The sequence below is a fragment of the Gluconobacter sp. P1D12_c genome, from assembly GCF_018812105.1.
GTDB lineage: Bacteria > Pseudomonadota > Alphaproteobacteria > Acetobacterales > Acetobacteraceae > Gluconobacter > Gluconobacter oxydans_A.
This window is the reverse complement of record NZ_JACSIQ010000006.1, coordinates 113,990-132,697: the sequence shown is the minus strand read 5'-3', so window position 1 is coordinate 132,697 and position 18,708 is coordinate 113,990. Positions and strand designations below refer to the sequence as shown.

Annotated in this window: 16 protein-coding genes; 7 read left to right on the top strand and 9 right to left on the bottom strand. The window is 56.7% G+C overall.

Annotated elements, in window-relative coordinates; translation table 11 throughout:
* The first annotated feature begins 25 nt into the window (after positions 1-25).
* On the top strand, positions 26-3,331 hold the full coding sequence (locus tag KP705_RS08650) for an efflux RND transporter permease subunit (RefSeq protein WP_252348305.1): 3,306 nt from the start codon (positions 26-28) through the stop codon (positions 3,329-3,331).
* A gap of 61 nt (positions 3,332-3,392) precedes the next feature.
* Here KP705_RS08650 and flgA read toward each other — a convergent pair whose 3' ends face one another.
* From flgA to KP705_RS08620, 6 genes are all read right to left on the bottom strand, one after another.
* Positions 3,393-4,349 (bottom strand): flagellar basal body P-ring formation chaperone FlgA, encoded by a 957-nt coding sequence (flgA, locus tag KP705_RS08645; protein ID WP_235271748.1) that lies wholly within the window; start codon positions 4,347-4,349, stop codon positions 3,393-3,395.
* A gap of 35 nt (positions 4,350-4,384) precedes the next feature.
* The gene (flgG, locus tag KP705_RS08640) at positions 4,385-5,176 is read right to left on the bottom strand and encodes a flagellar basal-body rod protein FlgG (protein WP_046900475.1); all 792 of its coding nucleotides are present in this window, start codon (positions 5,174-5,176) and stop codon (positions 4,385-4,387) included.
* 33 nt (positions 5,177-5,209) lie between these two features.
* Positions 5,210-5,950, bottom strand: coding sequence for a flagellar basal-body rod protein FlgF (gene flgF / locus KP705_RS08635; protein ID WP_203548029.1), 741 nt, complete (start codon positions 5,948-5,950; stop codon positions 5,210-5,212).
* 76 nt (positions 5,951-6,026) lie between these two features.
* A complete protein-coding gene (locus KP705_RS08630) occupies positions 6,027-7,214 on the bottom strand; it encodes a GNAT family N-acetyltransferase (protein WP_215764313.1) in 1,188 nt (395 codons plus the stop codon).
* A 126-nt stretch (positions 7,215-7,340) separates the two neighbouring features.
* Positions 7,341-7,808 carry a RidA family protein gene (locus tag KP705_RS08625; protein WP_010503058.1) on the bottom strand — a complete coding sequence of 156 codons (468 nt, stop codon included), beginning with the start codon at positions 7,806-7,808 and terminating at the stop codon, positions 7,341-7,343.
* 65 nt (positions 7,809-7,873) lie between these two features.
* Positions 7,874-9,649 (bottom strand): chloride channel protein, encoded by a 1,776-nt coding sequence (locus KP705_RS08620; RefSeq protein WP_215764352.1) that lies wholly within the window; start codon positions 9,647-9,649, stop codon positions 7,874-7,876.
* A 131-nt stretch (positions 9,650-9,780) separates the two neighbouring features.
* Here KP705_RS08620 and KP705_RS08615 point away from each other — a divergent pair, with 131 nt between their 5' ends.
* A complete protein-coding gene (locus KP705_RS08615; protein ID WP_215764312.1) occupies positions 9,781-10,560 on the top strand; it encodes an alpha/beta fold hydrolase in 780 nt (259 codons plus the stop codon).
* Here KP705_RS08615 and KP705_RS08610 read toward each other — a convergent pair.
* Complete coding sequence (locus KP705_RS08610; protein ID WP_215764311.1) at positions 10,557-11,207, bottom strand: DNA-3-methyladenine glycosylase; 651 nt, start codon at positions 11,205-11,207, stop codon at positions 10,557-10,559. The two genes, KP705_RS08615 and KP705_RS08610, sit on opposite strands and share 4 nt — an antisense overlap.
* Before the next feature lie 197 nt (positions 11,208-11,404).
* Between KP705_RS08610 and KP705_RS08605 the strand changes: the two genes are divergently transcribed.
* From KP705_RS08605 to KP705_RS08595, 3 genes are all read left to right on the top strand, one after another.
* Complete coding sequence (locus tag KP705_RS08605) at positions 11,405-12,520, top strand: energy transducer TonB (protein ID WP_046900470.1); 1,116 nt, start codon at positions 11,405-11,407, stop codon at positions 12,518-12,520.
* Positions 12,521-12,592: 72 nt separating this feature from the next.
* Entirely contained in the window at positions 12,593-13,525 is a 933-nt protein-coding gene (locus tag KP705_RS08600) for a hypothetical protein (RefSeq protein WP_046900469.1), read from the top strand.
* A 78-nt stretch (positions 13,526-13,603) separates the two neighbouring features.
* Positions 13,604-15,055, top strand: a complete 1,452-nt coding sequence (locus tag KP705_RS08595) for a deoxyribodipyrimidine photo-lyase (protein ID WP_046900468.1) — start codon at positions 13,604-13,606, stop codon at positions 15,053-15,055.
* 44 nt (positions 15,056-15,099) lie between these two features.
* Here the strand turns inward: KP705_RS08595 and KP705_RS08590 are convergent, their stop codons facing one another.
* Both KP705_RS08590 and KP705_RS08585 read right to left on the bottom strand, forming a co-directional pair.
* The gene (locus KP705_RS08590) at positions 15,100-15,546 is read right to left on the bottom strand and encodes a hypothetical protein (RefSeq protein ID WP_046900963.1); all 447 of its coding nucleotides are present in this window, start codon (positions 15,544-15,546) and stop codon (positions 15,100-15,102) included.
* Positions 15,547-15,622: 76 nt separating this feature from the next.
* The gene (locus KP705_RS08585; RefSeq protein ID WP_235271778.1) at positions 15,623-16,225 is read right to left on the bottom strand and encodes a Crp/Fnr family transcriptional regulator; all 603 of its coding nucleotides are present in this window, start codon (positions 16,223-16,225) and stop codon (positions 15,623-15,625) included.
* Between the two features lie 270 nt (positions 16,226-16,495).
* On the opposite strand from KP705_RS08585, the gene KP705_RS08580 reads away from it, so the two are divergent.
* Entirely contained in the window at positions 16,496-17,281 is a 786-nt protein-coding gene (locus KP705_RS08580; protein WP_046900467.1) for an OmpW family protein, read from the top strand.
* A 277-nt stretch (positions 17,282-17,558) separates the two neighbouring features.
* Positions 17,559-18,695 (top strand): efflux RND transporter periplasmic adaptor subunit, encoded by a 1,137-nt coding sequence (locus tag KP705_RS08575; protein WP_046900466.1) that lies wholly within the window; start codon positions 17,559-17,561, stop codon positions 18,693-18,695.
* Positions 18,696-18,708 lie beyond the last annotated feature (13 nt).

Sequence of the window (18,708 nt, the reverse complement as noted above, 5' to 3'; positions counted from 1 at the left end):
CCATAATCGGGGATAAGCTGTCGGCATGAATTTCTGCCGCTTTTTCATTGACCGCCCCGTCGCAACAATCCTGATGTCTCTTGCCATCTTCATGGCCGGCGTCATCTGCTATCCTCTTCTGCCTGTTGCGACGATGCCTGATGCCACCACAACCAACATCATGGTCGTGGCATCACAGCCGGGTGCGGACCCACAGCAGATGGCAACCTCTGTCACGACCCCGCTGGAGCGGCGTCTTGGCTCCATTGCCGATGTGAAGAGCATTGAATCTGACACGAGCCAAGGTCAGGCGCAGATTTTCATTGAGTTCTCGTCTTCCCGGAACATCGACGGTGCCCTGCGAGACGTACAGGCCGCTCTTCGGGCTGCCCGCAGCGATCTTCCCACCGGCACGCTCGACGATGATCCGCAGGCCTTCAAACTGGATGGCAGTGGTTTCCCGGTTTACCTGCTCAGTGTCACGACAGACCAGCTGACACAGGCCGAGCTTTATGATGTGGCCAATATTCAGGTCAAACCTTATCTGGCCAAGGTCAAAGGGGTAGGCCGCGTCGAGGTCGTTGGCTCATCGAACCCGGCCGTTCGCGTGGAGCTTAATCCGGGACCTATGTATAAATGGGGCATCGGACTTGAGAATATCCGCTCGGCCCTCGCCTCTGCCAATGCCTTCACTCCAAAGGGTTTTATCGACAGTCATGGCACACGCATGCTGCTGTCGACCAACGATCAGGCCGTCAAAGCAAGCGAATACAGGGATCTGATTGTCGGCTACCGGAACGGCCTGTATCCCGTTCGTCTCAAGGACGTCGCAAACGTCTATGATGGTGTGCAGGACGTCTATCAAACGAGCTACATCAATGGTCACCGGGCCATTACGCTCATTGTTTCCGGCCAGCCCCACGCCAACACCGTGGCGATCGTTGATGGGATCAACGCTAATCTGGACAAACTGCGAGAGGGTCTGCCGGGCAGCGTCAAACTGACTGTTGGCCTCGATACATCTCGCTCCGTCCGGGCCGCCCTTGAGGATGCCAGAGAAGCACTCATCATTTCCGTTGTTCTGGTAGTGTTGGTGATCCTGCTTTTCTTCCGCAGGGTCATGACCACTGTCATCCCGGCCGTCACAGTGCCGATTGCCCTGTCCGGCACGCTGGCCGCAATGGCCTACTTTAACTTTACTCTGGATGTTCTATCTCTGATGTCCCTGACGATCGCTGTCGGGTTCGTTGTCGATGATGCCATTGTGGTGCTTGAGAACATTGCGCGGCACATTGAAGACGGGATGGATCATTACGAAGCCAGCATTGTTGGCTCGTCGGAAATCGGTTTCACGGTCCTGTCCATCAGTGCCTCGCTTGTAGCTGTGTTTATTCCTCTGCTGTTTTTGCCGGGAACTGCGGGCTCGATCATGTTCGAGTTCTGCATGACGATGATTTCCGCCATCGTGATTTCAATGTGGCTGTCCCTCACCCTGACACCCATGATGTGCGCCCGCATGCTTGAAATTGATCATGGGACCGCTCCCCGTAAGGGTCTTACAGGCGCCATCGTGCGCTTTACTGAAGCGGGTCTGGATGGCCTCGTGCGTCTTTACGCCCGTTCCATGCACTGGTGCCTGCGGCACACGATCCTTATGGGTCTGACCCTTCCCCTGAGCTTTATCCTGCTCGTGGGTTCAGTCATCGTCATGCCCAAGGAATTTATCCCCGAGCAGGATATTTCCCTGATTGGCAGTCGCATCCAGGGCGATGCGACCATGTCCTTTGATGAAATTGACCGCAGACTGCGTGCTGTCGGTGCAATCGTGCAGCGGGACCCGGACGTAACGTCCACGACCATTTTCAGTAACGATAAAAACTCCGGCCAGCTCTACCTGCATTTAAAGGAAAAAAGCGAGCGCGCTCCGGTAGCAACAGTGCTGGCCCGTATTCGCAAGGCTGTTCCTGTTGAACCGGGAGCAGACGTGATGTTCTGGAATGTCGGCGGCAATAGCCAAGGGGGAAGCAGCCAGAAAAATACGGGTGCTTATCGATATGTTTTACGCAGCGAAGATATTGCCAGCCTGACAGGCTATCTCCCTAAAATGCTAGGAGCGCTGCGTGCATCCGGGCAGTTGGTCAACCTTTCTTCCGCAACGGAAAGCCAGTCCATCGCGGCCTACGTCACGGTCCATCGCGATACGGAAGCACGGTATGGAATCACACCGCAGCTGATCCAGAATGTTCTGTATGATTCCTACGGCCAGACCATCGTCTCCACGATCCACCTTCCCCTGACGACACACCGGGTCGTCATGGTTCTGGGGCCGCAGTATCGAACTGATCCCAACATGCTGCATCAGGTCTGGATTTCAACTTCTGCTGGCACAGCGGCGGGCGGTGTGGCGTCCAACCTGATTAGAGCCAAAGCCTCCACCAGCGGGACTGAAAGCACGTTTGCAGCTCTTGCGACGGCATCTATTCAGAACTCACTGGCCAACCAGATTTCCGGCAACAGTTCCAGCGGCGCTGCTGTATCGTCTTCGACAGAAAAGATGATTCCGCTTGAAAACGTGGCCTCAATTCTCTGGAAACAGCAGCCGCTCGATGTCACCCATCGTTCGGGGTATTATTCAACGGCCATTTCATTCGATCTGGCGCCCGGCGTTACCTATGCTCAGGGCGTGCAGCTCATTCAGGACACACTGAAAAGCACCCATGCTCCAGAAGGTGTTCTGGGCGAGTTCACGGGGACAGCGGGCGATACAACCAAAGTCATGATCAATGCACTGCTGGCGTTCGCAGCAGCCATTGCCGTCATGTATATTGTGCTTGGCATTCTGTATGAGAGCCTGATTCATCCCATTACCATTCTCTCCACGCTGCCCTCTGCCGGCATTGGCGCCATCATAGGGCTATGGTGCTTTGGAATGCCCTTCAGCGTTGTTGCTGTTATCGGCATCATCCTGCTGACAGGCATTGTGAAAAAGAACGCTATTCTGGTGATCGACTTTGCCATTCATGCAGAGCGCCATGATGGATTGTCGCCCAAGGATGCCATTTTCAAAGCATCCATCACGCGTTTCCGCCCAATTCTCATGACCTCTCTAGCGGCGGCCCTTGGTGCTGTGCCGCTTATCATCGGACATGGTTACGGGAGCGAGATGCGTGCCCCACTAGGCGTCTCTGTACTCGGAGGCATGATCGTAAGTCAGTTGCTCACGCTTTATACCACCCCGATCGTCTATCTCTGGATGGATGCGATTGGAAAATGGGTCCGGCGAATGATGCTCCGCATTGGAAAGCTCTTCCAGCACCGCGCTATGCCCAACAGTGTGCAGAACCAGAGTTAAGCCAGACGAGCGGACTACTTTTCATTTTGAAGCCTGAAATGCCACTGCGTTTCAGGCTTTTTTATAACGTCGGCAAGTTCACTGCTGCAGGACGGTTTCGGCTGTCCGCTGAAAGAGGAGCAATGTCCGGGATGACCTCTACTTCGGTTCGTCCCATAACCCGCCCCGTCAGAACCATGTGGCTGTTGGCGTTGTAAATATGAACAGTATCGCCTTTGCCTCCTGCCTCCAGAACGTTTCCTGACACCGTCAGGCGAACTCCCGGCAAGGTGTAGGACAAAACCACGGGTGATCCCCGACGCACTAATTGAGGGTGCACAAGTTGCGAAGACGCCAGAACCTGTCCCGCAGACAGACTGCCTCTTGCTTCTAGGCCTACTGCATCAGCAACGGTCTGCAACGCGTCTTCAGGCACATCGGATGACCGGACCAACGTAACACTCACATCTTCAGGCAACACAGGCTGCCCAGGATGAAACCCATGACGAAGCGTCACGGCCCGGACCTCCATGGTCACGGAGCCATTCACCAAAAAGGATGTTACTTTCCCACCCGATGTGGCTGGAACCTCCATCCGGGCATTGAAATGGCCACCCCCTCGTGGTGGACGCTCCAGATGCAGAAGAACTGGAGCCGCCTGATCCTGCGCAGGAACTGACACAGACCGAAAACCACTCAGGGTAATTTCAACATGAGCGTCCTGAGGCAAATCCAGCCCCTGACGCAAAACCGGTAAAATATCATCTTCCCCGATTGAGCGTGTTGCCCGCGTCACCGTCGTGGAGACCAAAGGGGATGCATCTGGCCAATCCACACCAAACTGTGCAGCAATCGCTGTCAGTTGCGGGCCACCTACAACATAGCTTGCGCCAAGTGCAGGAGCGTCTCCGATATCGGCGTCCTGCGCTGACGTCAGGCCTGAAAACAGATCGGAAAGATGAACACGAGCATGATCGATAATTATATTCGTACGGAGCGCAGCCGCATGGACGGAACCCGTTGCTACAGCTGAAAACACCAGCAGTCCGACTTGCCACCACCCTCCTTTCACGCTTAGCGGCCACCAAGGTTGTTGAGCGTCTGCATCATGTCGTCTGCTGACGTAATGACCTTGCTGTTCATTTCGTATGCGCGCTGCGCCGTAATGAGATCTGTAATTTCCGTCACAACATTGACGTTGGAGTTCTCAACATAGCCTTGCATGACACTGCCATAACCCGTTGTATTCGGGGTTCCGAGCATTGCATCGCCAGAGGCCGTGGTGGGCGTGAACAGGTTCTGGCCCATCGCGTCCAGGCCATTTTCATTCGTGAAGGTCGCAAGCTGGAGTTGACCGACAACTGTTGAATTGTTCTGCCCGGCGACGGTTACGCTGACCTGCCCGGACTGATCAATGCTGACACTCTGGGCGTTATTGGGGATCGTGATGGTCGGGCTTAGCTGGTAGCCATCTGCTGTGACGAGCGATCCCGTATTGTCCATCGAGAATGTGCCGTCTCGCGTGTAAGCCAACTGTCCGGAGGGTAGCTGGATCTGGAAGTATCCCTTGCCCTGCACGGCTAGATCCAGAGAGTTACTGGTCTGTTCAAGACTACCCTGATCGTTGATGCGGTAAATAGCGGCTGTTTTCACGCCCAGACCAACCTGCGCTCCGGCAGGCACAGTCGTGCCTGTATCAGACGAACTCGTGCCGACCCGGCGGATATTCTGGTAGATGAGATCCTGGAACTCAGCACGGGACCGTTTGTATCCGGTCGTACTCATGTTCGCGATGTTGTTCGAAATGGTCTCCACGTTGGTCTGTTGGGCCTGCATGCCCGTTCCAGCGATATCGAGTGCGCGCATGTGGCTTTAATCCTTGTCCCGTCAGGACGTCTGTCAGGCGGAAACCTGAACGATTTTATCGATGGCGTTCTGCTGACGTGTCGCCTCGGCGTTGACGAACTGCGCCATGAAATCGAAATTGCGCTGGATATCCATCATCTTCGTGACCTCGGACATCATCTGCACATTACTGCCCTCGACCATGCCTTGCAGGATCGAAGGTCTGTCCACGGCATCAGTTGGCTGGTCTGATCGGAGAAGATGACTGCCCTCAGCCTGGAGGGTGTTGTTGTCCCGTGCAGTGACGATACCGATCTGCCCGGCTTCACCGGTTTCAGTGGTTATGACACCATCGGAAGAAATGGTGAGTTGATGATCCGTTGCTGGCAGCACGATGGGCTGCCCTTCCCGGTCCAGAAGGGCGTTACCACTTTCGTCAACTACCGTTCCGTCCTGCTGCTTTTCAAAACGGCCCGCGCGTGTCAGTCGCACACCGTTGTCGGTTTGCACCTGGAAATACCCCTCTCCACCCAAGGCAAGATCGAGCGGGTTTCCCGTCTGCTGCATGTCGCCCTGCTGAAAGTCACGATAGGTCGCGCGATCCTGAGTATAGGCCTGGGTCTGAGCGCCTGTGGGCTGGGTACTTCCGTGCTGCCGGGAAAGGTAGTCACTGAACAGAACGTTTTCGCGTTTGTAACCAACCGTGGAAGCATTGGACATGTTGTCTGCCACCACAGACATAGCGCGTTGCTGGGCATCCATGCGCGAAAGGGCAATATAGGTGCTGTTCTCCACGGCTGAAGCTCCGGCATTCCACTGTCATGGAGGAAGCTTAACTGTCAGACCCTTTCCCAATCGTTAACTGCCCCCGTCAGGACGAGTCGTCCTGACGGTATGGAGAGCCTGCTGCCAGGGCCTCGGCTTCATACAGAAGAGCGCTCCGCTCTTCCTCCAGAAAGGCCGCAACAGCTCTCCCCAGTCCCGGATCCAAAAAGGCGTGCGCCGAGCGCGTAAGAGCTGGCAGATAGCCGCGCTGGATCTTGTGTTCCCCCTGCGCGCCAGCTTCCACACGGGTCAACCCATGGGCAATGGCGAAATCGATGGCCTGATAGTAGCACAGCTCAAAATGGAGGAAGGGCCACTCTCCGTCACATCCCCAGTTGCGCCCGAAGAGAGTATCTTTCCCCATCAGATTCAGGGCCCCAGCCACAGGGCGACCTTCATGCTGCGCGAGCATCAGGACGACACTATTGCCCAAGCGCTCTGAAAGCATCGGGAAAAAGCTTTCAGACAGGTAAGCACTCCCCCATTTTCTATCGACCGTAGACTGATAGAAGCGATAGAAGGCTTTCCAGTCCTCAGCGGAAATGTCTGCGCCTTGCCTTGTCACGAATGTAAGGCCCGCGGTCTGGGCCGCTTTACGTTCCTTGCGAATGGCCTTGCGCTTACGGGATGACAGGGCATTCAGGAAATCCTCGAAAGACGCGTATCCCTGATTTTGCCAATGATACTGAATACCTAGGCGCTTGAGGTATCCGGCGCTCTCAAATGCCTCCATCGAGGCATCATCGCAAAATGTCGCATGTACGGAGGACAGGCCTAGTTGCCCGGCTGCTTGCATTAAAGCCGATGCCAGCGCTCGTGCGACGGCCTGTGGTTCCACCTGATCAGGCCGGATAAGAAGGCGGGGACCGGGGACTGGAGAAAACGGAACCGCGCACTGAAACTTGGGATAATAGTGCCCTCCAGCAGCCTCATAGGCCCGGGCCCAGGACTGATCGAAGACATATTCACCCATGGAATGGGCTTTTCCATAGAGAGGAGCGAGCGCTGCAATCGTTCCATTGGGAGCGCGTAGTGCAGCATGCCTGACAAGCCATCCGGTTCGATCCGCGACGGATCCACTGTCTTCCAAAGCTGAAAGAAATCCGAAAGATACAAACGGATTTTCGTCGCCGGCGCAGGCATCCCATTCAACCGGGCCGATTTCATGGATGGACGCATGAAGCGTCAGCGTCCAGTCAGTCGCTTCTGATGGTGGGGGAGTAGAGGCGCTCATGACGGCTGATCCTGCAAACGTACATAACCCATAGGGCAAACGTGTTGATCAGGCATAGAAAAGACAACGTTTTGCTGTCCTGTCCATGAAGTTGGATGGGCAGGAAGCCCATCCAGTCCGGTGAAATCAGACGACTTCGAACAGGGCTTCCACTTCAACCGGTGCATTCACTGGCAGGCTTGGAACGCCAATTGTAGAGCGGGCATGACGACCTGCATCTCCGAAAACTTCAACCGCGAGATCGGACGCACCGTTCATGACAACAGCATGTTCCGTGAATTCCGGTGTGCAGGCAATGAAACCGCCGAGACGCACAACCCGCTTGATGCGGGACAGATCACCGCCCAGAGCGGCCTTGGCCTGGGAAATGACGTTGATAAGGCATGCGCGTGCACAGGCTACACCTGCATGATTGGAGACTTCGTCGCCCAGCTTGCCGGTAATGAGCAGCTTGCCATCCACGAGAGGAAGCTGACCCGAGACGACCAGCAGATTGCCTGTCAGGACAGTCGTGACGTAGTTGGCAACCGGTGCCGCAGCTTCCGGCAGTGTGATTTCAAGGGCGGCGAGACGATCTTCAGGGGTGTTGGACATGAGTGTTCTCCTGTGAATGGATTGTCATTTTGAGGCGCATAGACGTCGATGCCAAGGGTGAACCGTCACACGGCTGACCCCTCTTCGCCGGCCAGTGTTCGGCGACTGCGCTCAAGCTCTTCGGCATAGCGACGCAGAGCGTGCTGTTCCGTCAGGATCCCAACGACCTGACGGGATTGAAGATCTTCCACGACTACGAGAGCGTCGGCTTCTGCCCGTTCGAACAGTTCCACGGCTTCCCGAACTGTCAGCAAAGGCGTCAACATGGCGTTTTCGAAATGGGCGAGGCTCTGCACAGGCGTTGAGGCCGCGGGAACGGCTTGAAGCTCTGCCACATTAACCATTCCCACATAGCGGCTATCCCGATCCAGCAAGACAATTCTCTGCGCGGAGCCCAACGGAAAAAGAGCCTGTGCCCGGTTCAGGGGGGTGTCAGACGAGATGGTTCGCACCTGTCCGCGCATCATGCGCCGAACGTTCAGAGAGCGCATCCACCCGATATCCACGGCAGAGCGAATGGATTCACCGCGCAGATGAAAGCGCCATGTGGCGAAGCTGTAGCCGAACAGACGTCTCACTGTGAGGAGCGACAGAACAGCGGCTACGAATGTTGCACCACTCATGGAAATACTGCCTGTCAGTTCCAGAAGCAGGCACACCATGGTCATGGGGCTACCAATGATGGCCACGGCCATGGCGCTCATTCCAATCAGAGCACAAGCCGTCAGGGACACTGGCGCCAAGCCGATCCATTCAAGCAGCGCGCCATACACTGTCCCGGCAAGGCTACCGAGGTACAGAGATGCAAAGAACAGCCCCCCGCGAAATCCGGAACCGATGGAAATGCAGGAGGCCAGCGCTTTCAGTATCAGCAGGCCGAGAGCCAGACGGGGCGTAATCCATCCCGCAAAAACCACTCGCATGGCGTCATGTCCCGCCGACAGGACTGATGGGTGAATGACTGCTAATCCACCAACCATCAGTCCGCCGACAGCAGGTTTCAGCCACACAGGGCCAGGGAGTCTGCGAAACAGAACCTCGGTCTGGGTCACACAATACATGACGCCGATGGCGGTCAGAGCAGACAGAATGCTGATGACAACAACACTGACACTCCCATCCCACGTCAGGGTCCCCGGATCTGCAATCACAACCGCGGCAGGCATATGACCGAACAGATGCGCCACACCCACACCGGCAAGAGCAGCAACAGCGACGGGTGACAGACTGACGAGAGAGTAAGAGCCGATTACGAGTTCAAAGGCGTAAAAGGCTCCCGCCACGGGCGCGTTGAATGCCGCACCGATCGCCGCGCCAGCAGCCGCGCCCACCAGAACGCGTAAATCTTCACGACGGACCCGGAAAGACTGGCCAATGCGGGACCCAAGAGCAGAGGCAATCTGTGTAAAGCCTGCTTCGAGGCCGATGGAGCCCCCTATGCCATTGGACAGGATCGTTTGAAGCGCAACGATGGTGCTGTCTCGCACAGACATGCGACCACCATGCAGAGCATTGGCTTCAATGGGATCGACCGGACGGCGTGGCATGACTTTTGCAACCACCGCACCGAATATTCCAAGGACAAGGCCGCCCAGTGTCAGGACGAGGAGAAGACGCCATGGAGGGAGCCATGTCAGGCCGGAAAGGTGACCGTCCACAGTGTTCCCGCGACCGAATAGTTCGCTATGGAGGAAGAGGGTGACGGTTGTAACAATCACTACACACAGCCCGGACAGTCCCCCGACCACGGCAGCCAGAACAGTCAGCCAGATCTCGTCAGCGCGCACCATCGCACGCAGCGTCACGGGGGCCTGAGTGGGGTGACGAAGGAGCTCGCGCAGATGGCGACGCACGCGAAAACGCAATTCGTTACGGGTGGGACTGGTGGACAAGAGGTCTCCCCGGCGGCAGGTGTAGTTCTGTTTGGCTGGAACGCTGCTTGCGATCAACCGCTGTCATGGAAGGATCATGCATGAAACTCAACGCCATCGAACGCGGGGACGGACAGGAAACGGTCGTTTTCCTGCATGGACTGTTTGGACGCGCCCGTAATCTTGGTTTTCTTCAGCGTGAGGCAGCCCAGACATTTCGCACGATCGCCCTGGACCTTCGCAATCATGGAGACAGTCCGCATGGCCCTGTCACCTACGCCGCCATGGCGCAGGATGTGCTGGAAACCCTTGATGATCTCGGGGTCGCTTCCTTTTCGGTCGTCGGACATTCCATGGGTGGGAAGGTTGCCATGATGCTCGCTCTGGCAGAGCCAGACCGTGTAGTCCGCCTGATGGTCGCTGACATGGCCCCCGCGCGGACCCAGCAGGGCCATGGCGACATGATTGCCCGGCTGGATGCCATCACGTTTCCGCCAGACCTGACCCGGAGTGGTGCGCTGGACTTGCTGGAACCCGTCACAGGCAGCAGAGCCGTCGCGGAACTGATGGCTCAGAATGTTCGCCTAGACGGTACGCCGGGCTGGGCCATTGGGTTTGATAACATTACGCACGGGATACGTCTGATCGAAGATTGGCCTGAAATTCAGGCTATTCCTTATGAAGGGCCTGCTCTGTTCCTTCGTGGTGGCAATTCCGACTATGTCAGGCCGGAGCACCACCCCCTGATCATGGCACTGTTTCCTCATGCCCGGATACAAACTCTGGAGGGCGCAGGTCACTGGCTGCATGCGGAGCAGCCCCGCCCTTTCATTGCTGAAATGATGGCGTTCCTTAACGCACCAGCCGACTCCCCAGACTAACCCGTCAACACGTTGGGAGCAGTTTTTCGTCCTTCTTCCGCCACGCGCCAGCAATACCAGGCAAGCGCGGAGCGATATGGGGAAAAGGGGAGCGTTTCAATTTTCAGGGCTTTGGGCTTCGGAGCAATGTCCAGCCCTTTAATCCGGCGCCAGCCTTCCCGGACGCCAAAGTCATCCACCGGCATCACATCGGGCCGGTTCAACGTCAGCATTAGCAGCATCTCAACGGTCCATCGTCCGACACCACGAAGGGTTATGAGCCGCTGGATCAGATCCTCGTCTTCCAGTGACTCCGCGTCTTGTCGGCTTGGCACAAGTCCATCCAAGCGAGCCTGCGCAACGCCCCGCATGGCGTTCTGCTTGCTGGCGGACAGGCCGCAGGCACGCAGAGCATCTTCAGACAAAGCAAGAAGGGCATCAGGTGCTGGAGGCGTGCCATCCTCGGACGCCTCAGGGCCAAGAAGGCATAGCCGCCCGAAGATACGGCGCGCAGCCACACCATGAAGCTGCTGCCCGGCGATGGCACGGAGGAGGGCGTCATATGGCTCCTGATCGCCTCTTCCCTGAAGGCGACATGGACCAATCCTGCGGACTGCGGCTGCAACATCCGGATCAACGGAAAGACACGATATGAGACTGTCTGTCATGAAGCTGTCTTTCCTGCCAGGAACATGGTGCTTTGTCTCTTTCGTGAACTGCCCATTACTGCCATGATAGTGACAGACGCAATGCCCACCCCCAGACCGGATACCAGCCTGCCGGATGACGAACCCGCCCGCCCTGGTGCATAAAGCCTGGCGATGACTTGCCGCCACCTTTCCTCTTTTGAGCAGGCCCGCAACGTATGAGCGGGAAAATGCCGTCTGCCAATGGCAAGGTGGAGCGTCGCGAGCCAAAGCTGTTCGCTGCGTCCTTACGCCCTGTGAATGCACATCTTCAGTCACCGAAGGGATTCCGGTCCCGGCTGAAGGATTATGTCCCACCTGCGAAAAGCCCGGTTCGTCCCGTCCTGACGCCCATGATGCGTCCACAGACCATTGTGGAACCGGGGCCGACTGTTCCGTTCTGCATTTCTGCTGGCCTTCATGCGGCAGTGCTCGCTTTGCTGCTTACCCAGCATCAGGGCGTGCATGGTTCACCTGCAGGAAGTGAGCAACCACAGGTTGAGATGGTCTTTGACCAGCCTCCCTCAAAAAGCAGCATGCAGGGACCGCGCGCCAACGATCAGGGGGGCGCTCCGCCACCGCCGCCTGCACAGAGTCAGGAAGAAACCCAGCAGGAGCAGCAGCAGCCAGAGCAGCAGCAATCTGCACCGACACCTGCCGTACCGACGCCTGAAACGCCGTCGGCCCCGCCCGTGCCCGAAGAATCGTCGTCAGAGCTTCCCAAGACCACACCGTCTCAGCAGGTTACGCCGGGCGCCGCACCCAGCCAGAGAAGCACACAGACGGCGTCGCACAGTCATCGTGCCCATCGCTCTAACCGGTCACAGAACAACAATCCGTTCGCCCATCCGATGGATCTGTCCTTCGGTGAACAGCCATCGCCCTATCGCCATCGCCGTGGACGCGCAGCGGGATCGGGCGGACCGATTGACATGTCGCTGGGGCCGCTCAGCATGAACGGCGCCATTAACGCGCCTTATCAGACACGCACCAGCGTGAAGGGCGTCAGTGAAGATTACGGCAGCGAGATTGATCGCTGGATCCGGTCTCACATGTATTATCCGGAAGATGCCGCCCGCGCCGGAGAGGATGGTCCGTCTTCTGTCCATGTTGTTCTGGACAGATTCGGGCACGTCAAAACAGTCCGGCTGACGGGCCAGTCCGGCTCCTACTCACTGGATGCTGCCACCACGGGCATGTTCCAGGGGGCAAAACTGCCGCCAGTGCCGCCGGACATGAAGGGCGACCACTTCGATATCGATGTGACGATCAATTACATTCTGATCCGCCGCTGATCCGCAGTTTCGACATCGGCGAAGTGATCCCTTACACTTCGCCGGTCTCTTTATCACTGTTCCGGAGCCCTGATGCGCCGTTTCCTGCCTGTTCTGCTGCCCCTCTGTCTGGCTGGCTGCTTCAGCATGCCCCGCCCTTTCTCGGACCCGGGACAACAGGCCCGGCAGCTCGCAACGGCAAACCTGCCTCCTGCCCGACTGGCCGTTCCGACATCTTCTGAGTCCCTGTTGTCCGATGATGCTGCGAAGCTTTGGGCTCATGACGTTGCGGAAGCCATGGTGGCACAGTCGGTGCCGGCTATTGCCCAGCCGAAAAAGCCTGGGGACTGGTGGCTGAAACTGAGCGCAAGCACGCGCAACGGAGCCGTTGTACCGCACTACGTCATCATGACGCCTGAGGGGAAAGCCCGCGCTGAAGGCGATGGCGCACCGGTTGATATGGCAGGCTGGAGTGCGGGAGATCCGTTGGCCATTAAAGGCGCCGCCATGCAGGAGGCTCCGGAACTGGCCAATCTCCTGACAGGTATCCAAGCGGATATGATGCAGCAGGACCCCCACAGCCTTATGCGCCGAGCTGCTCATATTTATTTTGAAGGCGTTAAAGGAGCGCCCGGCGACGGAAATACCTCTCTAGCCCGGGCGTTCTATGCCTCGCTGCCTGACAAAACAAACTCTGTGCAGACCAACGCCAAGAACGCGGATTTTACGGTTCAGGGCGTCGTGAAGGTCACAACTGCAGGGACAGTCGATAAAACTTTGATGCAGCACATCGAAATCGTCTGGCATGTCGTCACACCAGACGGAAAGGAAGCCGGGGCAGCAACACAGCTTCACGATGTTCCAGCTCATTCGCTGGATAATGCGTGGGGCGACACGGCGATCATGGCTGCTGAAGAAGCCGCAGGCGCTGTACGGACCATCATCACCAATTATTCCGGCCGGGAGCACAAGCCGCTGCCCGCGTCGACACAAACAGTGAAACCATCTGACGCAAAGCACGCTTAATTTCAGCTCACGCATTCTGTGAGCCCTGTTTTCGAGGTTTTCATCCTCTGTCCTTCATGCCCTCGGAAAGAGAGCCGAATGCTTGCCCGCGCGTCACAGACTAAAGAATCCCCTATCATCGTCTGGTTCAGGGATGACCTTCGCCTTGCCGATCACCCCGCCCTACAGGCTGCTGTGGAAACCGGGCGCCCGCTGATCTGTGTTTACATTCTTGATGATGAGACACCTGCACTCCACCGTCTGGGAGCGGCATCCCGGTGGTGGCTGCATGGCGCACTGGCCGAGCTAAGAAAATCTCTGACTCAACACCATGGATCGCTCCTGACGCTTCATGGCTCCGCAGAAACACTGATCCCTGCGCTTGCAAAAGAAACCGATGCTAACTGTGTTTTCTGGCATCACCGGCTTCATGCCAAAGAACGTGAACAGGATGACCGTATTGCTGATGCGCTCAGTCAAAACGGTGTCTCCGTGACGGCAGAGTGGGGCACTGTCCTGCTGGATCCTGAGCGGGTTCGCACGAAAGAAGAAAAATTCTACCGTGTTTTCACAGCTTTCTGGAAAGCGTTTCAACTTCAGGATGTTCCTGATCCTGTAGATGCGCCGTCCCACCTGTCGTTCTACTCTGTTGAGAGCACTCTGCTTTCCGATCATCGGCTCGATGAGCAGGCTCTCCTTCCTACCCAGCCTGACTGGGCCGCCGGCTTGCGGTCTCACTGGGAACCGGGAGAAACGGAGGGACAGGAGCACTTGGAGGACTTCCTGAAGCATGACTGTACCCGTTATGGAACCGGTCGGGACGAGCTAGGGCGTGAAGGAACTTCGCGCCTGTCCCCTTATCTGGCGTCCGGGGCAGTCTCTCCGCGGCAGGTCTGGGCCGCGATTCAGCGTAAAGGGGCTTCCGAAGAAGGCGCGAGGATTTTTCTCTCCGAAATCGGGTGGCGAGAGTTCGCGAAATACACCCTATTCCATCAGCCTCTTCTGCCTGAAACCAGCCTGAATCCGAAGTTTTCATCCATGTCGTGGCGCACGAGCCAGACAGATTTGAAAGCATGGCAACAGGGATTTACTGGCATTCCAGTTGTGGACGCTGGCATGCGACAGCTTTGGGTGACGGGATGGATGCATAATCGGGCGAGAATGATCGTCGGGTCATTTTTGACGAAGCATCTGCTGATTGACTGGCGTGAAGGGGAAGCCTGGTTCCGTGACACTTTGGTAGACGCGGATTGGGCAAGCAATGCCATGAACTGGCAGTGGGTTGCGGGAACGGGCATTGATGCCGCGCCGTTCTTCCGGATTTTTAATCCGACCAGACAGGGTGTGAAATTTGATCCAGACGGCGATTATATCCGTCAATGGGTGCCTGAGCTGAAGAAGCTCTCAGGAAAGGCACTGCTCGAGCCCTGGAATGCGCGGGAAGATGAACTGCGCCACGCTGGCGTCATTCTGGGAAAGACGTACCCACGTCCGATTGTCGAGCTTCAGGCCGGTCGGGACCGTGCTATGAAAGCGTTTCGCTCTCTGTAACCTAACAAGATACCAGCCGGATTACTCCGGCTGGTGAGGCTGTCTCAGAGACCGCCATTCAGGAAGTTCGTCGCATCGCTACGGCTCTTCTTGCCAAGCGCATTCAGACGGTTCTTCTGCTCCTGCGGCGCATTGCGCAGCTTCTGAACCTTTTCCGTCTGGGCGGTACGAGCCGTGTTCAGCTTGTCACGCTCGTTGTTGATCTTGTTCTGAATGTTGGCTTTTTCGTTAGCCGGAGCATTCGTGTACTGGCTCTTGAGAGCCTGAATCTTCTGTGTGCGCTCAGCCTGGGAAGCAGCCGACTGCGTCTGGTAATTCTTTACGCGGTTGTTAAGATTGTCTTCTTTCTGGGAAAGGTTACCGAGAAAATCGTTCTGTGTGCTCTGCGTAGCAGCAGCCGGGTCAGCAGCGTAAGCGCTGGAAACCGCTGAAACAGAACCGGTCAGCAGGCTGACAGCAAGAAGCGAACGAAAGAAAATACGGTTTGTCATGAAATCTCCTGTAGTCGTCTTGCGGGAAGACATCAGCATTTCATGGCGGGAATGTGGCTTCCCGACAAATCAATCTTTATTCGAGGCCTTCCGCAATTGCTGCAATGCGGTCAGGTTGCATGATTGTAATGTGAGTGATGCCACGAATGCTTATGAGACCTTCTCGTTTAAAGGCACTCAGAACACGGCTGACTGTTTCAATAGTCAATCCGAGATAATCAGCGATATCGGTTCGCGGCATTGGCAGATCAAGCTCAATCGGCGCATGAGGCTCCGGCACTGGCGCGGAGAGCAGGCGCGCGCGCTCCATCAGGAATGTGGCAAGACGCTCGCGTGCCGTTTTTCGGCCAAGCAGGGTCATGCGTGCCTGCATCAGGGTCAGTTCACGCGACGCTTCCTGCCGCAGTCGATGCTCCAGATTGGGAAAGCGACTTGTGAGTCGCTGCATGGACGCATGGGGAAAACGACACAGAACCGCAGTGCCGAGCGCCTCTGCACCAAATGCATAGCTCGTAGATGCAGCAAGCCCCAGGAAATCTCCGCCTTCAGCAAAACCGGTAATCTGACGACGCCCGTCCGGAAGAAGTGTGAACAGTTTGACACGGCCACCAGTCACAACAAAAAAATCGTGGGCTGGTTCGCCCTCCTCTATAAATGACCGTCCATCCGGAACAGTCATTTTTGAAGACTCACTGGCAAGTATAGCAAGATCACAATCGTCAATCGCATTACAGATACTGTGTTCGCGACCAATGCAATGAGCGCAGCGATCGTGGATTTCGTCCGGGATACGCGTTGATGTCATGATGATTGGAACTCTCCCGGCCTGTAACATTTGCTGTGCCGCCACACCCATAGCACATAATTCCCCAGACTTGATCCAGGTCAAGGTGAGGCAGGGGGAGGAGTGCTTTGTGAGGTCAACTATTGTTGATGGAAACCCTTTAATATGAAGACTTCAGCTCTTGCGCTGGTCGCTGCCCTAGGCCTGGTGGCATCTCCTGCCTTCGCTCAGACGACAGCTCCTGTCGTTGCTCCTCAGGCCACTGTTTCCGCTCCCATGACGGCAGCCCCTGTGCCACAGGTCAACATTGTCCCGCCGTCATCCGGGCACTGCGGCCTGTTCGAGACCTGTGCGAACACGAAGATCGGCCTGGGCAAGGGCGACTTCCTGATCCGTCTGTCTGCTCTTGGTGTTCTTCCGCAGGATACATCGTCCCGCGTGAAGGTGATCGGTGGTCGCGTCAAGGCAACCAACCAGGTCGCTCCTGAATTCACGTTTGAGTATTTCTTTACGGATCATATCTCTCTGGATCTGATCGCAGCCAGCACACGTCATGAGCTTGCCGCTGAAGACACAGCTCTCGGCAAGGTTGATCTGGGTAGCACGTGGGTCCTGCCGCCGACACTGACGCTGGCCTGGCACTTCCGCCCGCACAAGCGCTTCAACCCTTATGCAGGTGTGGGGCTGACACTGGCATTCTTCCACAACATCAGCCCGGCAGGCGGAGCGGTTCAGAAGCTTGATCTGCGCACCACGGTTGGTCCGGCCGCCAACATCGGTTTCGATTACCAGCTCGTAGGCAACTGGTTCTTCAACTTTGACGCCAAGCAGATGTGGCTGTCTGTTCCTGCATTCATCAACGAGCGCGGCGGGGCTTCTGGCCCATACATTCACGCTCGTGACAGCCTGAACCCGACCACGGTTGCCGCTGGCATCGAATACCGCTTCTGATCCGTTCCTGCGGTTCAAGATCTAAAAAGCAGTTCATCCTTCACGGGGTGAGCTGCTTTTTTTATGTAATTTTTGGGTCAAAACGATAAAATTTTTGCAATATGTTGCGGGAAGCCTTTAGAAAATCCGAGTTTTCAGCTTCTAGTGATGCTGACCGATGATTATGTCACGTAGCGATTGCCATGAAATCGTCGGGGTTCAGGAATAGCAGGGCGGTTTATGCTTCTGCCGCATTTGCGGCATTGGTCGTCTGGCAGATACGGGGTTTTCAAAAAGTATGCGTGTTGCGCGCGCCAGCGCTCTGGCTCTCGGCCTGCTGGGTCTGGTTTTCCTTGTTCTTTTCTTGAGAACCTATTTCTTCGCTCCGCCTCACGCGGCTACCCCCGAGCAACCGATGTTTGCACGGCAGAATGGTAGTCTCGTCTTGCGGGATGGCAGCCCTTTGCAGAAACGCCTTGTGGTCGCTCCGGTTTCCCTGTCGCATGATACAGCTGGAGTGACCCTGCCGGCGCAGGTCGTTGCTCTGCCTGATCATCAGGTCAATGTGCTGGCGCCAGCAACGGGCCGGATCATGAGTGTCGCCGTTCAGCTCGGCCAGCATGTTTCACGTGGGCAGGTGCTGGCGACAATTGCAGCCAGCGATCTGGATCAGGCCTGGGCTGACGATCGTCGTGCGCGTGCTGCACTGGATTTCTCCAAGCGTGCCTATGACCGTGCACGCGGCGTTCTGGCTGCGGGCGGAAATGCCGTTAAAGATCTTGAATCTGCACGCAATGATCTGGCTCAGGCAGAAGCGGAAGCTCTGAGAACACATCAGCGCCTGCAGGTTCTGGGCGCCCGCTCTGATTACGCTGCGCAGGGGCAGGTGCCGCTTGTCTCGCCCGTAGATGGTGTCGTCTCAGCAACCAACATGGCTGTGGGACAGAACATTACGGACTCAACGGCCATTCAGATGACGCTGCTGGATCTCTCTTCCGTGTGGGTCGCTGCTGCTGTTCCGGAAAGCCGCATGTCTGACATCACGGGTGGCGCGACGCTGGATGTCACGTTCCCTGCCCTTCCCGGCAAGACATGTTCCGGTCCGGTTGCAACACGAGACCCTGCATTGAAGCCTGATACCCGGCGGCTCAACGTTTATGTTGTCTGCCCGAATACGGAAGGCTTGCTACGTCCCGGCATGTTCGCTTCGGCCAATCTGGGTGTTTCGGAAAACGATGTTGTTCGGGTACCGAAATCCGCGCTGCTGATGAACAACGATCAGGTTTCAGTTTTCGTTGAGGTTGCTCCGGGCACTTTTCGTAGGCGTGAAGTCACCATCAATTATGATGAAGGTGACGATGTGCTTGTTCTCTCCGGCTTGTCAGCAGGTGAGCGTGTTGTGACCAGCGGCGCCATCCTGCTGAACGACGACTGACCGGACGGGCCAG

What these genes read in the sequence shown, in the direction of transcription:
- KP705_RS08600 (WP_046900469.1), top strand. Translation starts at nt 12,593, where the DNA reads ATGCGCCGTTTCCTGCCTGTTCTGCTGCCCCTCTGTCTGGCTGGCTGC.
- flgG (WP_046900475.1), bottom strand. Translation starts at nt 5,176, where the DNA reads ATGCGCGCACTCGATATCGCTGGAACGGGCATGCAGGCCCAACAGACC.
- KP705_RS08625 (WP_010503058.1), bottom strand. Translation starts at nt 7,808, where the DNA reads ATGTCCAACACCCCTGAAGATCGTCTCGCCGCCCTTGAAATCACACTG.
- KP705_RS08595 (WP_046900468.1), top strand. Translation starts at nt 13,604, where the DNA reads ATGCTTGCCCGCGCGTCACAGACTAAAGAATCCCCTATCATCGTCTGG.
- KP705_RS08590 (WP_046900963.1), bottom strand. Translation starts at nt 15,546, where the DNA reads ATGACAAACCGTATTTTCTTTCGTTCGCTTCTTGCTGTCAGCCTGCTG.
- KP705_RS08610 (WP_215764311.1), bottom strand. Translation starts at nt 11,207, where the DNA reads ATGACAGACAGTCTCATATCGTGTCTTTCCGTTGATCCGGATGTTGCA.
- KP705_RS08630 (WP_215764313.1), bottom strand. Translation starts at nt 7,214, where the DNA reads ATGAGCGCCTCTACTCCCCCACCATCAGAAGCGACTGACTGGACGCTG.
- KP705_RS08575 (WP_046900466.1), top strand. Translation starts at nt 17,559, where the DNA reads ATGCGTGTTGCGCGCGCCAGCGCTCTGGCTCTCGGCCTGCTGGGTCTG.
- KP705_RS08585 (WP_235271778.1), bottom strand. Translation starts at nt 16,225, where the DNA reads ATGACTGTTCCGGATGGACGGTCATTTATAGAGGAGGGCGAACCAGCC.
- KP705_RS08605 (WP_046900470.1), top strand. Translation starts at nt 11,405, where the DNA reads ATGAGCGGGAAAATGCCGTCTGCCAATGGCAAGGTGGAGCGTCGCGAG.
- KP705_RS08650 (WP_252348305.1), top strand. Translation starts at nt 26, where the DNA reads ATGAATTTCTGCCGCTTTTTCATTGACCGCCCCGTCGCAACAATCCTG.
- KP705_RS08615 (WP_215764312.1), top strand. Translation starts at nt 9,781, where the DNA reads ATGAAACTCAACGCCATCGAACGCGGGGACGGACAGGAAACGGTCGTT.
- KP705_RS08580 (WP_046900467.1), top strand. Translation starts at nt 16,496, where the DNA reads ATGAAGACTTCAGCTCTTGCGCTGGTCGCTGCCCTAGGCCTGGTGGCA.